Source organism: Microbacterium sp. STN6 (assembly GCF_026410545.1).
Classification (GTDB): domain Bacteria; phylum Actinomycetota; class Actinomycetes; order Actinomycetales; family Microbacteriaceae; genus Root112D2.
Genome location: NZ_JAPMIT010000002.1, coordinates 591,666 through 609,145 on the forward strand (window position 1 = coordinate 591,666; position 17,480 = coordinate 609,145).

Genomic DNA, 17,480 nt, shown 5'->3' on the forward strand with positions numbered 1-17,480 from the left:
CTCACGCCGGCGGCGTCACCAGGAAGTGCCAGGCCAGCCACCACCAGAACAGCACGAGCGTGATGCGGGCGGCGCGCGAGAGCATGACGTCATCGAGCAGGCGACCGAACGGCACAACCCGATTGCGGTCGCGGCGTGAGGCGATGACGAGCACAAGCATGGCGAGCGCGCACAGCGCGAAGCCGGCGATGGTGACGACGCGCATCATGATGATCGACCCCGGCGCAGCAGCGCGAAGCCGCCGATGAACCAGACGGCCACACACAGCGCCCGACCAGCCACCGAATCGAGCAGCGGCCCGACGATGTCCGACAGCGGCGGGTGCGCGAACTCCGCGGTGGCCGAGGGCAGACCCAGGAAGTAGGCGGAGAGCTCCCACAGGCAGCCCGCGACCCCGACGATCGACCACAGCACGCCCGTGCGCCGAACCGAGCGCCGAGTATCGAGCGCCTGCTCCGCGACTCCCGTGCCGTCGTCGGTGGGCAACCCCGCGGGCTCGGGCCACACGAGCACCAGGGAGGCGACGCCGAGGGCGGCCAGGGTCACGGCATCCGCTGGGCTGTAGCGCGGCGCGAAGACGAGAACGAGGCCCGCGACCACGGCGACCGGTGCCGCCACGCGGCCGGTGAGCACGGCCCCGCTACGGGGCGCGCCGAGCAGGCCGGCGGAATCCGCGAGAACGGCGAGCCCTGCGGCCACGAAGATGACGCCGTCGGCCGGCACGCCGCGATAGAAGTGGAAGCCACCCGTCAGAAGAAGAATGCCGGTCCACGGTGCTCCCGTGCGCAGTGCGCGTGCACGTGCGGCGATGGCGGCACGGCTGAGCGATCGCTGACGGTTGTACATGGCCCTCCTTTCAAGGCTACGCGCGGCGATCGGCTACGTTTGTGATCGATGTCAGGCAAACCGAGAGCTGCCGACGGCGAGGGCGCGCCGGCAGCAGACGACCGCAGCGTCGCGGCGCGGCTCTTCGCGGTCATCGACGCGTTCGGCGGCCCGGCAGCCGGCCCGTCGCTCACGCTCACGGCCATCGCCCGCCGGGCGGGCCTGCCGCTCTCGACGACGCATCGGCTCGTCGCCGAATGGGTGCGCTGGGGCGGCCTCGACCGGCAGGAGGACGGCCGTTACCGTCTCGGCATGCGGCTGTGGGAGCTCGGCGTGCAGACGCCAACCGCGCACAACCTGCGCACCATCGCGCTGCCCTACCTCGAAGACCTCTACGAGGCCACGCGCGAGCACGTGCACCTTGCAGTGCTCGACGGGCACGACGCGCTCTACCTCGAGAAGCTCTCCGGGCACCGGGCCGTGCACGTCATCTCGCGCGTCGGCGGCCGCCTGCCCCTGCACACGACCGGCGTCGGCCTCGTTCTTCTCGCCTTCGCGGCGCCCGAGACCATCGACGAGTACCTGGCCTCGCCTCTGCAGAGATTCCTGCCCGGCACCGTGACGTCGCCCGAGCAGCTGCGCCGCCGGCTCGCGGCCGTTCGCTCGGGCGGCCTGGCCCACATGCGCGAGGAGATGACCGTGGGCTCCAGTTCGATCGCCGCGCCCATTCGCGACCGCGCGGGCAGGGTGGTCGCCGCCGTCTCGATCGTCACCCGAACGACGCCCCGAGCGGATGCGGCGCACGAGCACGCCGTTCGCCAGGCCGCGCGCGGGGTGAGCCTCGCGCTCGGCTACCGCCGAGCCGACTGACGACGCAACTTCCACTGGGTGGAAACGCCGGGGACAGCGGCGGCGCGAATCGCCAGACTTGACGAAACGCCCGTCACCGTCGCTGGGAGGAACATGCCCTCACTCAAGACCCGCGTCGCCATCGTCGGCGCCGGGCCCGCAGGCCTGCTCCTCGGCTGGGCGCTTGGCGCATCCGGCATCGATTCGGTGATCGTCGAGCGGCGCCCGGTCGACTACATTCTGGCCCGCGTGCGTGCCGGCGTGCTCGAGCAGGGCTCCGTTGAGACGCTGACCGAACTGGGCCTCGGTGGCAGGCTCGCGGCCGAGGGTCTCGTGCACCGCGGCATCTACCTGCAGTTCGCGGGCGAACGCCACCACGTCGACTTCGCCGATCTCGTGGGCCGCACGGTCACGGTGTACGGGCAGCAGGCCGTGGTTCGCGACCTCATCACGGCGCACGAGGGCGCGGGTTCCCGCATCTTCTACTCCGCCGACGATGTGGCGGTGCACGACATCGCCACGACGCCGCGCGTGTCCTTCACCCACGACGGGCAGCCGCACGAGATCGAGGCGGACTTCATTGTCGGGGCCGACGGCTTCCACGGGGTGTGCCGCCCGGCGATCCCCGCCGACGCACTGACGGCATACGAACGCGGCTACCCGTACGCCTGGCTCGGCATACTCGCCGACGTGGCGCCGTCCACCGACGAACTCATCTACTGCCTGCACGAAGACGGCTTCGCGATGCACTCCATGCGCTCGCCCACCGTCTCTCGCCTGTACCTGCAGGTGAACCCCGACGAGAAGATCGAGGACTGGTCTGACGAGCGCATCTGGGATGCCCTGCACGCGCGCCTCGGCATCGACGGCTGGCGACTCAACGAGGGCCCGGTGACCGAGAAGTCCATTACGCCCATGCGCAGCTTTGTCGTCTCGAGCATGAACCACGGCCGGCTCTTTCTCGCCGGCGACGCAGGCCACATCGTTCCGCCGACGGGAGCCAAGGGGCTCAATTCGGCCATCGCCGACGTCACGCTGCTCGCTGACGCCTTCGCGCGCTACTACGCGGGAGACGAGGCGCCGCTGGCCGGGTACAGCGACGCGGTGCTCTCGCGCCAGTGGCGAATCCAGCAATTCTCGCAGTGGATGACGCGCATGCTGCATCGCCACCCGGGCGACGCCGGCGAGCACCGCTTCGACTACTTCAGCCAGCTCGGCGAGCTCGATTACACGACGGGCTCGGTGCACGCGATGCGGTCGCTCGCCGAGCAGTACACGGGGCTGCCGCTTTCTCGACATTCCCTTTCACGACAGGAGCACGCGGCATGACGACGCAGCCCATCACTCAGCCCACTCAGCCCGAGATCACGAAAGAGATCAGGGACATCGAAGCGGATGCGGCCCGCGCCGCCGCCGCAGGGGGCCGCCCCGAACGGCACGCCCGCCGCGACTACGCGCCGTACCGCAGCTCGGTACTGCGCCACCCCACCCACGAGCTCGTCCGTGTGGATCCCGAGGAGGTGGAGCGCTTCTCGCCCGCCTTCGGCCACACCGACGTCGACGTGCTCGAATCCGACCTGACGATCCAGCACTCCGGCGAACCGCTGGGCGAGCGCATCACGGTCTCCGGGCGCGTGCTCGACGGCGAGGGCCGGCCGGTGCGGCATCAGCTCATCGAGATCTGGCAGGCGAATTCGGGCGGTCGCTACGTGCACAAACGCGACCAGCACCCGGCCCCCCTCGACCCGAACTTCACGGGCGTCGGCCGGGCAGTCACGGGCGATGACGGCTCGTATCGATTCCAGACGATCAAGCCGGGGCCGTATCCGTGGCGCAATCACCTCAACGCCTGGCGGCCCGCGCACATCCACTTCTCACTGTTCGGCTCGGCGTTCACCCAGCGGCTCGTGACGCAGATGTACTTTCCGGGCGACCCGCTCTTCGCGCTCGACCCGATCTACCAGTCGATCACCGACCCGGCCGCGCGTGAGCGGCTGATCGGCCAGTACGACCATGACGAGAGCGTTCCCGAGTACTCGCTCGGCTACGTGTGGGACATCGTGCTGACCGGCCCGAAGTCGACGCGGATGGAGAGCGAGGAAGACCATGACTGAGCGTGAATACCTGCAGACGCCCTCCCAGACGGTCGGGCCGTTCTTCGGCTACGCCCTGCCATACGAGGGCGGCGGCGAGCTCATCGCCGCGCACCGGCCTGACGCCATCCGGCTGCACGGCACGGTCTTCGACGGCAACGGGCAGACGGTGCCAGACGCCCTCATCGAGCTGTGGCAGGCCGATGCCGACGGGTCGATCGTGCAGCGCCAGGGCAGCTTCCGCCGCGACGGCTACACCTTCACCGGTTTCGGCCGTGCCGCCACCACCCTCGCCGGTGACTACTCTTTCACCACCGTGAAGCCGGGCGCCGTCGGCTCGTCTGCCCCGTACTGCTTCGTCACGGTCTTCGCGCGCGGCCTTCTGCACCACCTGTTCACGCGCGCGTACTTCCCCGAAGACTCCGAGGCGCAGGCGACGGATGCTGTGCTCGCCGCCGTGCCGGCCGAGCGACGATCCACCCTCATCGCGGCCCTCGACGGGCCCGGCTCGTACCGCTTCGACATTCACCTGCAGGGCGAGAACGAGACCGTGTTCTTCGACTTCGACGCATGAGCGCACCCGGCGGATCCCTGCTCGATCCGCTCGGCGTGACGAGCGACGCCGAGCACCTCGTCGGCGACGACGCGTGGCTGAGAGCGCTCGTGGACGCGGAGCTCGCCCTCGCCCGCGCACTCGTGGCAGCGGGCCTCGCGCCGCAGTGGATGAGCGGCGTATGCGAGGCGATTGCCGACGCCTCGTCGCTCGATCTCGCTGCGATCACACGCGAGGCCCGCGGCGGCGGCAACCCCGTGATCCCGCTCGTGAAGCACCTCGCGCGCGAAGCCGAGTCGGTGCGGTCGGGCGCATCCGATCACCTGCATGTGGGGACAACGAGCCAGGACATTCTCGATACCGCCGCCATGCTCGTCGCCACCCGTTCCGGCAAGGAGGTCGTCGAGGTGCTCGGCCGGCTCGGCGACACACTGGCGGCACTCGCGCAGGAACACCGGGCGACGGCGATGGCCGGGCGCACGCTCGGCCAGCAGGCGACCCCCACGAGCTTCGGCCTCGTCGCCGCCGGCTGGCTCGGCGCCGTGACCGACGCGCGTGCGCGGCTCGCCGGCGTGGTCGACTCGCTGCCAGCCCAGCTCGGCGGTGCGATCGGCTCGCAGGCAGTTCTCACCGAGCTCGCCCGCTCGCGCCGGCCGGATGCCGCCGCAGATGAGGTGGTCGCCACGGTCACGCGGGCCTACGCCGCCGAGCTGGGCCTCGCGTGCCCCGCCCAGGCGTGGCAGACGAACCGGCTGCCGATCGTTGCTGCCGGGGATGCGTTCGCGGCGGCGACGGAAGCGGTGGGTCGCATCGCCCTCGAGGTCACCGTGCTCGCACGAACCGAGATCGCGGAGGTCAGCGAGCGGCTGGGCAAGGGCGAGGGCGGGTCGTCGGCCATGCCGCACAAGCGCAACCCGGTCACGGCCGTGCTCATCGTGGCCGCAGCTCGGCGCACGCCCGGCCTTGTGGCGACGCTGCACGCCAGCATGCTCGCCGAAGACCAACGGCCAAGCGGCGCCTGGCACGCGGAGTGGGAGCCGCTGCGTGAGCTGGAGCGGCTCGCGCTGACCGCGGCCGGTGCGGCCGCATCCCTCGCCACGCGCCTCGATGTCGACGCCGAGCGCATGCGCGCGAATCTGGAGCTGACAGACGGGCTCATCTTCAGCGAGATGGCGACGACCGTGCTGGCCGAGGCGCTCGGCAAGCGGGCGGCGTTCGACCTCGTCGAGCAGTCGTCGAGGGAGGCGGCTGAGACGCGTCGGCCCCTTCGCGTTGTCCTTTCCGGCAGACTGAGTGCAGACGGGCACGACGACATGCTGCGCGAGCGGGTGTGGGACGCCTTCGATCCCGCTCGAAACCTCGGCCAGGCGAACGCCATCGTCGCCCGCGAGGTCGCGAGGCACACCGGCGACGACGCCGCAGAGAGGCAGGCGAAACCATGACCGTACCGTCCCTGAAATGCTCGATCGCACCCGTGCAGGCCTCGGCCCCCGGCGCGCAGTTGCTCGTGTTGGGCCCGTCACTCGGCACCACGAGCGAGCTGTGGAGTGCGGTACTCGAGCAGCTCACCGGCGACTATCGCGTGCTGCGCTTCGACTTGCCGGGGCACGGGTTCAGCCCGGCAACGCGCGAGCCCTTCACGGTTGGCGAACTCGCCGACGCCGTAGTCGAGCTGGTCGATTCCGTCGGCGGCGGCGCGTTCCACTACGCGGGCGTCTCGCTCGGCGGGGCGATCGGCCTCGAGGTCGCGGCGCGGCATCCGTCTCGCGTGCTCAGCCTCACCGTCTTCTGCACGGGTGCGACGATCGGCACTGCCGAGTCGTGGCGCGAGCGCGCGGCCCAGGTTCGCGCCAGCGGCACCGCCTCGCTCGTCGCCCAGAGTGCCTCGCGCTGGTTCGCCCCAGGCTTCCTGGATTCAGAGGCGGATGCCGGTGGCGCGACCCTGAATGCGCTGCTCACCGTCGACGACGAGTCGTACGCCCTCTGCTGCGAGGCTCTCGCCGAGCACGACATGACGGCCAGGCTCGGCGAGATCGCGGCACCGACCCTGTGCGTGGCGGGGGAGCACGACCAGGCGACGCCGTCAGAGAAGCTCCGCGAGCTTGCTCGCGGCATCCCGAACGCGAGCTACCAGCAGGTCGCCGGTGTCGCCCATCTGCCGATGCTGGAGCGGCCGCGCAAGGCAGCCGCGCTCATTCTGGAGCGAACGGGCGCCCGCGGGCACGCGAGCCCGCCCGCCCGGCCCGCCGACGCGCACGAGCAGGGAATGAGCGTGCGGCGTTCGGTGCTGGGAGACGCGCACGTGGACGCGTCGATCGCGAAGACCACGCCGGAGACGGCCGATTTTCAGGATTTCATCACCCGCTACGCGTGGGGCGAGGTGTGGAGCAGGCCCGGGCTCGACCGGCGCTCGCGCAGCCTGCTGACGCTCGCGGCGCTCATCGCCGGCGGCCACGAAAACGAGCTGGGCATGCACGTGCGCGCGGCGCTGACGAACGGGCTCACCAGAACCGAGATCAGCGAGGCGATTCTGCACACGGGGATCTACGCCGGCGTTCCGGCGGCCAACTCGGCGTTCGCGATCGCCCGTGAGGTCTTCGCCGCCATCGACGACAAGCCAGTGAAGGGGTAACGCATGGACAAGACGTATCGATCGGCCGCGGAGGCGGTGGCGGATATCGCCGACGGCTCGTCGCTCGCGGTAGGGGGATTCGGGCTCGTGGGCGTGCCCATCGTGCTGATCCGCGCGCTGCTCGCGCAGGGCACGAGCGATCTGCGTGTGGTATCGAACAACTGCGGCGTGGATGGCTGGGGTCTCGGTGAGCTGCTCTCCGAGGGCCGCATCAGCCGCGTGATCGCCTCGTACATCGGCGAGAACAAGGACTTCGCCAGGCGCTACCTCGGCGGCGAGCTCGAGGTTGAGCTGACGCCGCAGGGAAGCCTGGCAGAACGGCTCCGCGCCGGAGGCGCGGGCATCCCCGCCTTCTTCACCGCAAGCGGGGTGGGCACGGCGGTCGCCGAGGGCGGGCTGCCGTGGCGCTACGGCCCTGATGGCGAGGTGGCCGTGAAATCGCCGCCAAAGGAGACCCGCGTCTTCGGCTCGCTTGGCCATGAGCGCGAGTACGTGCTCGAGGAGGCCATCGTGACCGACTTCGCCCTCGTGCGCGCGGCGCGCGGCGACCGGTACGGCAACCTCGTGTTCGAGAAGGCCACACGCAACTTCAACCCGGTGGCGGCGATGGCCGGCCGCATCACGATCGCCGAGGTCGATGAGCTGGTGGAGCCCGGCGAGATCGACCCGGACGACGTGCACCTGCCCGGCATCTACGTTCACCGAGTGATCCAGCTGACCAACGAGCAGAAGAGAGACCTACCGATCGAGAAGGTCACCGAGCGACCGCGGCCCGCACAGGCCCGCGAGGAGGCATGACATGGCGCTGACACGCAACGAGATGGCCGCGAGAGCGGCGGCCGAGCTGAGGGACGGCGAGTACGTGAACCTCGGCATCGGTCTGCCGACGCTCATCCCCAACTACATCGAGCCCGGCGTGCACGTGGTGCTGCACTCGGAGAACGGGGTGCTCGGCGTCGGGCCATACCCGTGGCAGGGCGAGGCGGACCCGAAGCTCATCAACGCGGGCAAGGAGACCATCACGGTCGGCCCCGGTGCCGCGTTCTTCGACTCGGCGACGAGCTTCGGCATGATCCGCGGCGGCATGATCGACGTCGCCGTTCTCGGCGGCATGCAGGTCTCGGCCACGGGCGACATCGCCAACTGGGCGGTGCCCGGCAAACTCATCAAGGGCATGGGCGGGGCCATGGACCTCGTGCACGGCGCCGCCGACGTCATCGTTCTCATGGAACACGTCACCAAGAGCGGTGAGTACAAGATCGTGAACGGATGCTCGCTGCCGCTCACCGGCAAGGGTGTCGTCACGCGCATCATCACCGACCTCGCCGTCATCGACGTGACGAGCGAGGGCCTCGTGCTGCGCGAGGTGGCGCCCGGAGTGAGCGTCGAGGACGTTCAGGCGAAGACCGAGCCCACGCTGATCGTCACAGGCGACGTGCCGACGATCCACACGATGCTGGATGGCGCGGCGCAATGACCGAGCTGCGCGATGTCGTCATCTGTGAACCGCTGCGCACGCCCATCGGCCGTTTCGGCGGCGTGTTCACAGCGGTGCCGGCGGTCGACCTCGCGTCGACCGTCATCCGTGCCCTCGTCGAACGCACCGGGATCGACGGCGGCCTCGTCGACGACGTGATCTTCGGGCAGGGCTACCCGAGCGCGGAGGCGGCGCCCATCGCGCGCGTGGCGGCGCTCGATGCCGGGCTGCCCGTGACCGTGGGCGGTGTGCAGCTCGACCGGCGGTGCGGCTCGGGGCTGCAGGCGGTGCTCGACGCGGCCATGCAGGTGCAGGTGGGAGCGAGCGACGTGGCGATCGCCGGCGGCGCGGACTCGATGAGCCAGGCACCGCTGTACACGGTGGAGGCGCGCTGGGGAATTCGCGGCACGAACGGGCTGCAGCTGCGCGACGCGCTTGGCCGGGCCAGGGAGACGGCGGGCGGCCGCTACCACCCGGTGCCGGACGGCATGCTGGAGACGGCCGAGAACCTGCGCCGTGAGTACGGGATCGGCCGCGAGGAACAGGATGAGCTCGCGCTGCGCTCTCAGCAGCGCGCCGTGCGGGCGGCGGCCGACGGGCGGTTCGCCGACGAGATCGTGCCGGTGACGGTGCCGTCTCGCAAGGGCGACCTCGTCGTGACGGAGGACGAGACGCCGCGGGCGGACACGTCGGCCGAGGCGCTCGCGAAACTGCGTCCGGTGCTTCTGGCGAAGGACCCCGAGGCGACTGTGACGGCAGGCAACGCATCGGGACAGAACGACGCCGCCGCCGCGTGCCTCGTGACATCGAGCGAGCGAGCGGCCGAACTCGGGCTCACGCCCATCGTGCGCCTTCTCTCGTGGGCTCGTGCCGGCGTCGACCCCGCCCGAATGGGCATCGGACCGGTGCCCGCGACCGCGAAGGCGCTCGCGCGTGCCGGCCTCACGCTCGCCGACATGGATCTCATCGAGCTGAACGAGGCGTTCGCCGCGCAGGCGATCGCCGTCACACGCGAGTGGGGGTTCACCGAGAAGGACTGGGAGCGCACGAACGTCAACGGATCGGGCATCTCGCTTGGTCATCCCGTCGGCGCGACCGGGGCGCGCATTCTGGCGACCGGCGCACGTCAGCTTCAGCGTGACGGTGGCCGCTACCTTCTCGAGACCATGTGTATCGGTGGTGGCCAGGGGCTGGCGGCGGTCTTCGAGCGCGTGTGAGCGCCTGAATAGCGCCGGCGCACCGTACTGAACGCCGCTGCCCGGGCCGCGCATCGCGACCCGGGCAGCGTTCGTGCGTCGGTTCAGCCCTGGCCGTGGCGGGCGAACGGGTTGACCAGCTGGTCCTCCGTGCCGGGCAGCACGCCCTCCTCGGTCGCACTGGGGCCGTCGGCGGGCGGGAACGACTCCGTCATCGACATCGGCATCTGACCGTTGCGATAGAAGTTGTTCGAGCCCTGGGCGGGGTGCCACTCGTATGGCTCCCAGTCGGGTACGTAGTTGCGGTAGCCGCCCGTGTTCACCTCGACACGGAACGTGGAGGGGTCACGGAAGTAGAGGAAGTTCTGCTCGCCGATGCCGTGGATCGATGGGCCGTATTCCATCGGCGTCCCGTTCTCCATCAGGATGTCGGCCGCCCGCAACAGGTCTTCCCGGGTGTCCACCCAGTACGCGAAATGGTTGGCCCTGCCCGCGCGGCTCGAGCCGTCGAGAACGACACCCAGGTCGTGCGACTTCTCGTTCGTGGTGAGCACCGTGAACACGCTGATGCCGCCGTGCTCGAGCGTGGTGTGCGCCATGATGCGGAATCCGAGGGTCTCGCTGTACCACGCGGCGAAGCCGCGCACGTCGCTTGCCGCGATCGTCACGTGGTCGAGGGTGCGCGGGGCGACGCCGTCGCGGCTGCGCCGCGCGGGCCGGTCGGGGTAGGTCGAGGCCTCCTCGCCCTCGCCGTGGTACCGGTCGAGCTCCCACACGAGCTCCATGGTGTGCCCGTACGGCCCCGTGAAGCGAAATGCGCGGCCGTGTGCAAGCCCACCGGTAATCCACTCGCCGGAGATGCCGGTGGCCTCGATGCGTCGCACCGCCTCGTCGAGCGCGGCGTCGCTCTCGGTGCGCCACGTCATGACCTCGAGCGCGGGCTCGTCGCCAGGGGCGATCACGAGGCTGTAGCGGTAGTAGTCGCCCCAGTTGCGCAGGTACACGGCGCCGTCGGCGCGGTCGGTGACCGTCATGCCGACCTGCTCCACATAGAAGCGAACGGATGCGTCGACATCCGGCGTCGTCAGGCGCACCGAGCTGAGTTGGTTGAGCAGTTTGATCATCGTCGATCCTCCGAGGGAAGTGGGTCTGTACGACTACTGTCGCTCGCGGAGGCGATATAGGGAACGCTTATTTCCTGATACTGCACATAGCGCGCATCTATATTGCGGGTGTCAGGCCGGCGCGTTCGACCGCCCGCGGGAGCAGAGAGCGGAACCAGACGTGTTCCGGGTCGCGCTCGTGTACGGCGTTCCACCAGAAGCTCTCGCGAAGCGGGACCACGTCGAACGGGCACTCGAGAACGCGCACGGAGCCGGCCCGCAGCATCTGCTGAGCGAGCGAGCGTTGCACGAGCGCAATGCGCTCGCTGTCGGCGATGAGAGAGGGCAGCGCGAGAAAGCTCGGCGTCACGACTTCGACGCGCGGCTCTATGCCGAGCAACTGCATCTGCTTCACCGCCGGCGTGTACTCGCTCTGCCCGCTGTAGGTGATCGCCCAGGGCAGCTCGGCGAGATGTTCGAGCTGCAGGCTCTCGCCGACCCGGGGATTGCCCGGGGCGACGATGCACACCCAGCCGTCCATGAACATGTCCTGATGGGGGATGTCGAGGTAGCCGTGCGGCATGAACAGCCCGTCGTCGTCGCGCAGCGAGTCCGGCGCGTTAACGACGGCGTTCGTCGACATGTTGTGAAAGCGCACGCGGGCGAGGGGAGCGGCTTCGCGCAGCACGTCGGTCAGTGCTCCGCCCAGAACGGCCATGCCGTAGTCCGAGCTGAAGACGGCGAACTCGCGTGTGCAAGCCGAGGGTTCGAATTCGGCCTGTGCCGAGAACACGCGGTCAAGGCTCTGTGCGGCGGAACGCGATCGCTCGAGCAGCTGCGCGGCGAGCGGCGTGAGTTCGTAGCTGTTGCCCCGCCGCTCCAGCAGGTCGTCCCCGAAGTGCCGGCGCAGCCTCGCGAGCGCGGCCGACAGCGCAGGCTGGCTCATGTGCATGCGCTCGGCGGCCCGGCTGACGCTGCGTTCCTCGAGGAGCGCCCGCAACGGGATCAGCAGGTTGAGGTCCACGCTCCGCAGTTGCATGCGCACACGCTATCACTCAGGCCGATATCCACTATCAGAAACATTGGCTTGAAGAATACGGGCGGCGCAGGCAGAGTGAGCAGTGCGGCCTCGGCCGCACGCATCCGTCATTCGCGTCGGTAAAGGAGCCACGAACCATGACCGACCCTTCCGAATGGGCACTCGGGTACTTCTCATCAGCTGACGGGCCGTTCGCGGGAATCGTTGTCGGTGACCGCGTGCGCAACCTGACCGGCGACGCGGCCGAGCTGGGCGGCATCGATGCCGCCTCGCCCGAGGCGACCCGAGTGCTTCTCGAGAGCTGGGCGACGCATTGTCCCACCCTGGCGACGCTCGCGGCGCAGTCGGATGGCGGTAGCTGGCTGCCCCTCGATTCGCTCGACGCCCTCGCGCCGCTCGCGCCCCGGCAGATCCTGCAGGCCGGCGCCAACTACCGAAAGCACGTCGTCGATCTCGCGGTCGCCCACACCGACATCGCGGCGGGTCGCACCGAGGCCGAGGTGCGTGCCGACGCGACCGCCATGATGGACAAGCGGAAGGCCGAGGGTGTTCCGTACATCTTCATCGGCCTGCCCTCGGCCATTACCGGGCCGCTCGACGAGGTGACACTGCCGGCGTATTCCGAGCGGCACGACTGGGAGCTCGAGCTCGCGGCCGTGATCGGCGCCACGGCATACCGCATCTCGCCGGAAACCGCGCTCGAGCACGTCGCGGCCTACACGATCGCCAACGATCTCACGACGCGCGATCTCGTCTTCCGGCGCGACATGCCCGAGATCGGCAGCGACTGGTTCCGAGCGAAGAACGCGCCGGGCTTCCTGCCGCTCGGCCCCTGGCTCGTGCCGGCTGAGTCGGTGAGCGACCCACAGGCGCTGACCCTCACACTCACGCTCAACGGCGACGTCATGCAGAACGAGTCGAGCGCAGACATGCTGTTCACCGTCGCCGAGATCGTCTCGGCGGCATCGCAGACCACCACGCTGCTGCCCGGCGACCTCATTCTCACGGGAAGCCCCGCGGGCAACGGTGCGCACTGGGGCAGACTGCTGCGCGACGGCGACATCATGGTCAGTACGATCACCGGGCTCGGCCGCCAGCGCACGCTCGTGAAGGCCGAGGCGCGTCATGAATGACTCTCCCACCATGAATGACTCTCCCACTATGAGCGAGAAGCCCGCCCACCTGGCGCCGCTCAACCCGGCGGACCCGGATTCCGCCGTGCAGTCCGCCGCTGCGGCGTATCGAAATTGGGGCCGCTGGGGGGACGACGACGTCTGGGGAACGCTGAACTTCATCACCGACGCCAAACGCGTCGAGGCCGCCGCCCTCGTGCGCCGCGGCGCCGCATTCTCGCTCTCACAGCTCTTCGACGGCAACGGACCCCAGAACGGTTGGCGGCGGCGCGTCAACCCCGTGCACACCATGCTCGACACGGGCACGGATGCCGCGCGCGGAAACCAGGGTTTCCCGCACGGTCTCGGGGGAGCCGACGACGTCGTGTTCATGCCGCTGCAGGCGTCGACCCAATGGGACGGCCTCGGCCACATCTTCGATCGCGGCCGCGCGTGGAACGGCCGCGACGCCGGTGAGGTCGTCACCGGTGAGGGCGACCTCGTGACGGGCATCGAGACGACGCGCGACCGGTTCGTCAGCAGGGGAGTGCTGCTCGACGTCGGTGCCCGTTTCGGTGAGGGTGGCGAGCTGCCCGACGGTTTCGCGATCACCCCGGAGCATCTCGATGAGACCATCCGCTCACAGGGCGAGAGTGCGCGTGTGGGAACCGGCGACATCATGCTCGTGCGCACCGGGCGGCTCGCACGGGCGAGGCGCGAAGGCTGGAAGGACTACGCGGGCGGCCCATCCGCTGGCCTCTCGTTCACGACGGCGGGCTGGCTGCACGAGCACGAGGTGGCCGCCGTCGCCACCGACACGTGGGGGTTCGAGGTGCGCCCCAACGAGTTCGATGTGGCGTTCCAGCCGCTGCACCAGATCGCGATTCCCAACATGGGTCTCTTCATCGGTGAGCTGTGGGATCTCGACGCTCTCGCCGCCGACTGCGTTGCGGACGGCCGCTACGACGTCTTCCTCACGGCCGCGCCGATCCCGTTCACGAACGCGGTCGGCGCCCCGGTCAACCCCATCGCCGTCAAATAGGTCCAAACCTGTGACACCGTCGTGTCACGCCACTCGAAGGAGAGTGCAGATGCCCGCAGTCAGCTCAGTCCTCATCGTCGGCGCCGGAGTCGCCGGAACCGCCGCGGCCATCCTCCTGGCGGAAGGCGGTGTCGACGTCGACCTCATCGAGCAGAAGAGCGAGGTGACGGCGCTCGGCTCCGGCATCACCCTGCAGGGCAACGCGCTGCGAGTGTTCCGCCAGCTGGGCGTCTGGCCCGAGATCGAGCGGCACGGCTACAGCTTCACAACGCTGGGGCTGCGGGCACCGGATGCCGCGGGGTCGCTCATCGTCGAGATGCCGGATGCCCGCACGGGTGGCCCGGACCTGCCGGCCACCGTCGGAATGCCGCGGCCAGAACTCGCGCGGATCCTTGTCGAGCGCGCCGCGGAGGTGGGCGCGCGCGTGCGTTTCGGCGTTCGACTCGACGGGCTCGAGCAGCAGGGCGAGACGGTGCAGGCCACCTTCGACGACGGCAGCACGGCGCGCTACGACCTCGTGATCGGCGCGGACGGCCTGCACTCGCGCGTTCGCGAGGCCATCGGCATCGATGTGAAGCCGCAGCCGACCGGCATGGCGATCTGGCGCGTGTTCACGCCACGGCCGGCGAGCGTCACGCGCACCGACCTCACCTATGGCGGCCCCTGCTATATCGCCGGCTACTGCCCCACCGGCGAGGATTCGCTCTACGCGTACCTGGTCGAGCCGGCCGACCCTGCCAACTTCGAGTTGAGCGGGCCGGAGCGGGTGGCTCGCATGCGCGCTCTCAGCGAGGCGTATCACGGTCCCTGGGACGACATTCGGCCTTACATCACCGACGACCGAGGCGTCAACTACACGTTCTTCGAAGCGCATGTGGTCGACGGCCCGTGGAACCGGGGGCGGGTGGTCATCATCGGCGACGCCGCGCACTCGTGCCCGCCGACCCTTGCCCAGGGAGCGGCGCAGTCGCTCGAGGATGCCGCGGTGCTCGCCGAGCTTATGCTCAACGCCGACGAGCTCGACGACGGCCTGTGGCAGCAGTTCACCGGGCGGCGCCTGGGGCGCGCACGGGAAGTTGTTCAGGCATCCGTGCAGCTCGGGCAGTGGATGATCGACCACGATCAGAGCGCCGACGTGCCGGGGTTGATGGGGCGCATCGGCGCGCTCGTCACGGAGCCGGCATGAGCGCGGCCGGCGCGGGCGTGAGCGCGGGCGGCGCGGGCATGACGGGTGCGGGCGTGGGCGCGGGCGGCGCGGGCATGACGGGTGCGGGCGTGAGCAGTGCAGCGCCGGTCGTCGATGTGCACGCGCACGCGATCTTTCCGGAGCTGCAGCGGCTGGTCGCGACGGGCGATCCCGAAGGTTTCGAGGCTCACCAGCGGCTCGAGGCCCGGCGCAACGGCGCCGCCTCGCTCGAGGTCTCGGGGGCGATGGTCGGTGCGCGCATACCGCAGCTGACCGTTCTCGAGCGGCGACTGGCCGACATGGATGCCGCGGGCATCGACGTGCAGCTCGTCTCGCCGTCACCGTCGCACTACTATCCGTTCCTCGGCTCGCGGCTGGCGGCCGAGGTGGCCCGCGCGGCGAACCGCGCCGTGGCGTCGCTTGTGAGCCGGGCCCCGGATCGGCTGGGCGGTCTCGGACTGGTGCCGCTGCAGCATCCGCAGCTCATGGTCGAGCTGCTGGAGGACGCGGTCGTGACGTGCGGCCTGCGGGGCGTGGAGATCTCGTCGTTCGCGCCGGGAGTCGAGCTGTCTGGCGAGCGGCTCGAACCGTTCTGGGCGCGCGCGTCCCAACTCGGAGCGGTGCTGTTCCTGCACCCGTTCGGCTGCTCGCTCGACGAGCGGCTCGACCGCTACTACCTCTCGAACACGGTCGGCCAGCCCGTCGAGAACGCGGTGGCGCTCTCGCACCTGATCTTCTCGGGCGTGCTCGACCGGCACCCGGCGCTCACGCTGGTCGCGGCGCACGGCGGGGGATACCTGCCCACCTTCCTCGGCCGAAGCGACCACGCATGGCGGGTGCGACCCGAGGCGCGCGAGTGCGCCGAGGCGCCGTCGAGCTACCTGCGCAGGCTGTACTTCGACTCGCTCGTGCACACGCCACACGCGCTGCGGGCGCTCGCGGCGGCCGCGGGCGCCGATCGGGTGCTGCTCGGCAGCGACTACCCGTTCGACATGGGCGTGGACGACCCGCTTGAGCGGCTGCGGGCCGCGGAGCTGGGCGAGGCGCAGACCGCGGCCATCGCGAGCGGTACCGCGGCGGCGCTCGGCATCGGCGCCGGGCTCGGTATCGCCGCATCCGAACGGAGGAACGCATGAAGATCGCAACCTGGCTGCACGGCGACGTGCGGCAGTCGGGCTTCGTCGAGGGGGATCGCGCATACCCGCTTGAGGCGGGCGTGACGGTGCTCGACCTCGCGAACGCGGGGCTGGCATCCGCTCTGCAGCGCGGCCGCGAGACGATCGACGCCGGCGACGGCGTGCCACTCGACGCGGTTCGGCTTCTGCCTCCGCTGACGCCGCCCGCCATGCGCGACTTCGTGGCCTTCGAGGAGCACGTCGAGGGCGTGGTGCGCAGCGTCTCGGGCGAGGCGGGAGGCGTCGCGGCCGAGTGGTACGAGGCGCCCACGTTCTACTTCACGAACCCGCACACGTTGCGGGCGACGGGGGAGGAGATCGCGATTCCGGGCGGCAGCCAGGCGATGGATTTCGAGCTCGAGGTGGCGGCGGTCATCGGCCGGGTCTCGGGCAGTGACGGGGCGAATCTGTCGCCGGCGGAGGCGCGGCAGCACATCTTCGGTTACACGATTCTGAACGACTGGTCGGCGCGTGACCTGCAGCGGCGCGAGATGAAGGTGAATCTCGGCCCGTGCAAAGGCAAGGATTTTGCCAGCACGCTCGGCCCGTGGATCGTCACGGCCGACGAGTTCGAGGCCCTGCACGACGACGAGGGCTTTCTGCCGCTCGTCATGACAGTGTCGATCAACGGCGAGGAGTTCGGGCGCGACCTGCTGTCGAACATGGGCTGGCCGTTCGCGGAGCTGGTGGCGTATGCGGCGCGCAACTCGCGCGTGCTGCCGGGCGATGTGCTCGGATGCGGCACCGCCGGGGGCGGTTGCCTTGCCGAGGCGTGGGGCAGAAACGGCGCCCAGACTCCCAGCCCACTGCGGGCTGGCGACGTCGTTCGTATGGAGGTCGAGGGCATCGGCGCGATCGAGAACCGGCTCGTCGAGGGCGTCACGCTGCCGCCCGTGCCGCGCGCCCGAGTGCGCACTCGCGCCCGCGCCCGCTGACCCGCCCGTCGGCTGACTGGCCGCCGGCTGACTCGCCCACCGGCGCCTGCACCTGCTGACCCGCCCGTTGACTCGCCCGCGACCCCGCTCACCGCGCCGACGCGAACGAAAACGACGGACATTCTGTCTCTTCCATGCCGAAAATGGCATATTCGGGGAACGAGACTGAGAATGTCCGTCGTTTTCGTTCGGCGGGCCGCCGTGGAGCTAGGGGCAGCTTCGCTGCGGGGCGCGGTGCTCCCAAGCCACGTCGCTGTAGGGCG

General features: G+C 70.0%; 18 protein-coding genes. 14 read left to right on the forward strand and 4 right to left on the reverse strand.

Features of this window, described 5'->3' with window-relative positions:
* Position 1 precedes the first annotated feature (1 nt).
* Together OSC27_RS08195 and OSC27_RS08200 are read right to left on the reverse strand one after the other, a co-directional pair.
* Entirely contained in the window at positions 2-208 is a 207-nt protein-coding gene (locus tag OSC27_RS08195; protein ID WP_267180946.1) for a DUF6186 family protein, read from the reverse strand.
* Positions 205-846: a hypothetical protein gene (locus tag OSC27_RS08200; protein WP_267180947.1), complete on the reverse strand. Its 642-nt coding sequence runs from the start codon at positions 844-846 to the stop codon at positions 205-207. Before OSC27_RS08200 ends, OSC27_RS08195 begins: the two co-directional genes overlap by 4 nt.
* 48 nt (positions 847-894) lie before the next feature.
* Between OSC27_RS08200 and OSC27_RS08205 the strand changes: the two genes are divergently transcribed.
* From OSC27_RS08205 to OSC27_RS08245, 9 genes are all read left to right on the forward strand, one after another.
* Positions 895-1,695, forward strand: coding sequence for an IclR family transcriptional regulator (locus tag OSC27_RS08205; RefSeq protein ID WP_267180948.1), 801 nt, complete (start codon positions 895-897; stop codon positions 1,693-1,695).
* A 93-nt stretch (positions 1,696-1,788) separates the two neighbouring features.
* Complete coding sequence (locus OSC27_RS08210; protein WP_267180949.1) at positions 1,789-3,003, forward strand: 4-hydroxybenzoate 3-monooxygenase; 1,215 nt, start codon at positions 1,789-1,791, stop codon at positions 3,001-3,003.
* Entirely contained in the window at positions 3,000-3,788 is a 789-nt protein-coding gene (gene pcaH / locus OSC27_RS08215; RefSeq protein WP_267180950.1) for a protocatechuate 3,4-dioxygenase subunit beta, read from the forward strand. Before OSC27_RS08210 ends, pcaH begins: the two co-directional genes overlap by 4 nt.
* Entirely contained in the window at positions 3,781-4,341 is a 561-nt protein-coding gene (gene pcaG / locus OSC27_RS08220) for a protocatechuate 3,4-dioxygenase subunit alpha (protein WP_267180951.1), read from the forward strand. The genes pcaH and pcaG overlap by 8 nt, the downstream gene beginning before the upstream one ends.
* A complete protein-coding gene (locus OSC27_RS08225; protein ID WP_267180952.1) occupies positions 4,338-5,762 on the forward strand; it encodes a lyase family protein in 1,425 nt (474 codons plus the stop codon). Before pcaG ends, OSC27_RS08225 begins: the two co-directional genes overlap by 4 nt.
* A complete protein-coding gene (pcaC, locus tag OSC27_RS08230) occupies positions 5,759-6,952 on the forward strand; it encodes a 4-carboxymuconolactone decarboxylase (protein ID WP_267180953.1) in 1,194 nt (397 codons plus the stop codon). Before OSC27_RS08225 ends, pcaC begins: the two co-directional genes overlap by 4 nt.
* A gap of 3 nt (positions 6,953-6,955) precedes the next feature.
* Positions 6,956-7,750, forward strand: coding sequence for a CoA transferase subunit A (locus OSC27_RS08235; RefSeq protein WP_267180954.1), 795 nt, complete (start codon positions 6,956-6,958; stop codon positions 7,748-7,750).
* Position 7,751: 1 nt separating this feature from the next.
* Entirely contained in the window at positions 7,752-8,429 is a 678-nt protein-coding gene (locus tag OSC27_RS08240) for a 3-oxoacid CoA-transferase subunit B (RefSeq protein WP_267180955.1), read from the forward strand.
* Complete coding sequence (locus tag OSC27_RS08245) at positions 8,426-9,646, forward strand: acetyl-CoA C-acetyltransferase (protein ID WP_267180956.1); 1,221 nt, start codon at positions 8,426-8,428, stop codon at positions 9,644-9,646. Before OSC27_RS08240 ends, OSC27_RS08245 begins: the two co-directional genes overlap by 4 nt.
* 83 nt (positions 9,647-9,729) lie before the next feature.
* On the opposite strand, the gene OSC27_RS08250 is transcribed toward OSC27_RS08245, so the two are convergent.
* Entirely contained in the window at positions 9,730-10,749 is a 1,020-nt protein-coding gene (locus OSC27_RS08250; RefSeq protein WP_267180957.1) for a VOC family protein, read from the reverse strand.
* A gap of 97 nt (positions 10,750-10,846) precedes the next feature.
* Positions 10,847-11,767 (reverse strand): LysR family transcriptional regulator, encoded by a 921-nt coding sequence (locus OSC27_RS08255; protein WP_267180958.1) that lies wholly within the window; start codon positions 11,765-11,767, stop codon positions 10,847-10,849.
* Between the two features lie 137 nt (positions 11,768-11,904).
* Here OSC27_RS08255 and OSC27_RS08260 point away from each other — a divergent pair, with 137 nt between their 5' ends.
* From OSC27_RS08260 to OSC27_RS08280, 5 genes are all read left to right on the forward strand, one after another.
* On the forward strand, positions 11,905-12,900 hold the full coding sequence (locus tag OSC27_RS08260) for a fumarylacetoacetate hydrolase family protein (RefSeq protein WP_267180959.1): 996 nt from the start codon (positions 11,905-11,907) through the stop codon (positions 12,898-12,900).
* 28 nt (positions 12,901-12,928) lie between these two features.
* Positions 12,929-13,921 (forward strand): cyclase family protein, encoded by a 993-nt coding sequence (locus OSC27_RS08265; RefSeq protein ID WP_267180960.1) that lies wholly within the window; start codon positions 12,929-12,931, stop codon positions 13,919-13,921.
* A 49-nt stretch (positions 13,922-13,970) separates the two neighbouring features.
* On the forward strand, positions 13,971-15,107 hold the full coding sequence (locus OSC27_RS08270) for an FAD-dependent monooxygenase (protein WP_267180961.1): 1,137 nt from the start codon (positions 13,971-13,973) through the stop codon (positions 15,105-15,107).
* 74 nt (positions 15,108-15,181) lie between these two features.
* A complete protein-coding gene (locus OSC27_RS08275) occupies positions 15,182-16,243 on the forward strand; it encodes an amidohydrolase family protein (RefSeq protein ID WP_267181170.1) in 1,062 nt (353 codons plus the stop codon).
* The gene (locus OSC27_RS08280; protein WP_267180962.1) at positions 16,240-17,217 is read left to right on the forward strand and encodes a fumarylacetoacetate hydrolase family protein; all 978 of its coding nucleotides are present in this window, start codon (positions 16,240-16,242) and stop codon (positions 17,215-17,217) included. The genes OSC27_RS08275 and OSC27_RS08280 overlap by 4 nt, the downstream gene beginning before the upstream one ends.
* The last annotated feature ends 263 nt before the right edge of the window (positions 17,218-17,480 follow it).

What these genes read in the sequence shown, in the direction of transcription:
- OSC27_RS08195 (WP_267180946.1), bottom strand. Translation starts at nt 208, where the DNA reads ATGATGCGCGTCGTCACCATCGCCGGCTTCGCGCTGTGCGCGCTCGCC.
- OSC27_RS08200 (WP_267180947.1), bottom strand. Translation starts at nt 846, where the DNA reads ATGTACAACCGTCAGCGATCGCTCAGCCGTGCCGCCATCGCCGCACGT.
- OSC27_RS08205 (WP_267180948.1), top strand. Translation starts at nt 895, where the DNA reads ATGTCAGGCAAACCGAGAGCTGCCGACGGCGAGGGCGCGCCGGCAGCA.
- OSC27_RS08210 (WP_267180949.1), top strand. Translation starts at nt 1,789, where the DNA reads ATGCCCTCACTCAAGACCCGCGTCGCCATCGTCGGCGCCGGGCCCGCA.
- pcaH (WP_267180950.1), top strand. Translation starts at nt 3,000, where the DNA reads ATGACGACGCAGCCCATCACTCAGCCCACTCAGCCCGAGATCACGAAA.
- pcaG (WP_267180951.1), top strand. Translation starts at nt 3,781, where the DNA reads ATGACTGAGCGTGAATACCTGCAGACGCCCTCCCAGACGGTCGGGCCG.
- OSC27_RS08225 (WP_267180952.1), top strand. Translation starts at nt 4,338, where the DNA reads ATGAGCGCACCCGGCGGATCCCTGCTCGATCCGCTCGGCGTGACGAGC.
- pcaC (WP_267180953.1), top strand. Translation starts at nt 5,759, where the DNA reads ATGACCGTACCGTCCCTGAAATGCTCGATCGCACCCGTGCAGGCCTCG.
- OSC27_RS08235 (WP_267180954.1), top strand. Translation starts at nt 6,956, where the DNA reads ATGGACAAGACGTATCGATCGGCCGCGGAGGCGGTGGCGGATATCGCC.
- OSC27_RS08240 (WP_267180955.1), top strand. Translation starts at nt 7,752, where the DNA reads ATGGCGCTGACACGCAACGAGATGGCCGCGAGAGCGGCGGCCGAGCTG.
- OSC27_RS08245 (WP_267180956.1), top strand. Translation starts at nt 8,426, where the DNA reads ATGACCGAGCTGCGCGATGTCGTCATCTGTGAACCGCTGCGCACGCCC.
- OSC27_RS08250 (WP_267180957.1), bottom strand. Translation starts at nt 10,749, where the DNA reads ATGATCAAACTGCTCAACCAACTCAGCTCGGTGCGCCTGACGACGCCG.
- OSC27_RS08255 (WP_267180958.1), bottom strand. Translation starts at nt 11,767, where the DNA reads ATGCAACTGCGGAGCGTGGACCTCAACCTGCTGATCCCGTTGCGGGCG.
- OSC27_RS08260 (WP_267180959.1), top strand. Translation starts at nt 11,905, where the DNA reads ATGACCGACCCTTCCGAATGGGCACTCGGGTACTTCTCATCAGCTGAC.
- OSC27_RS08265 (WP_267180960.1), top strand. Translation starts at nt 12,929, where the DNA reads ATGAGCGAGAAGCCCGCCCACCTGGCGCCGCTCAACCCGGCGGACCCG.
- OSC27_RS08270 (WP_267180961.1), top strand. Translation starts at nt 13,971, where the DNA reads ATGCCCGCAGTCAGCTCAGTCCTCATCGTCGGCGCCGGAGTCGCCGGA.
- OSC27_RS08275 (WP_267181170.1), top strand. Translation starts at nt 15,182, where the DNA reads ATGACGGGTGCGGGCGTGAGCAGTGCAGCGCCGGTCGTCGATGTGCAC.
- OSC27_RS08280 (WP_267180962.1), top strand. Translation starts at nt 16,240, where the DNA reads ATGAAGATCGCAACCTGGCTGCACGGCGACGTGCGGCAGTCGGGCTTC.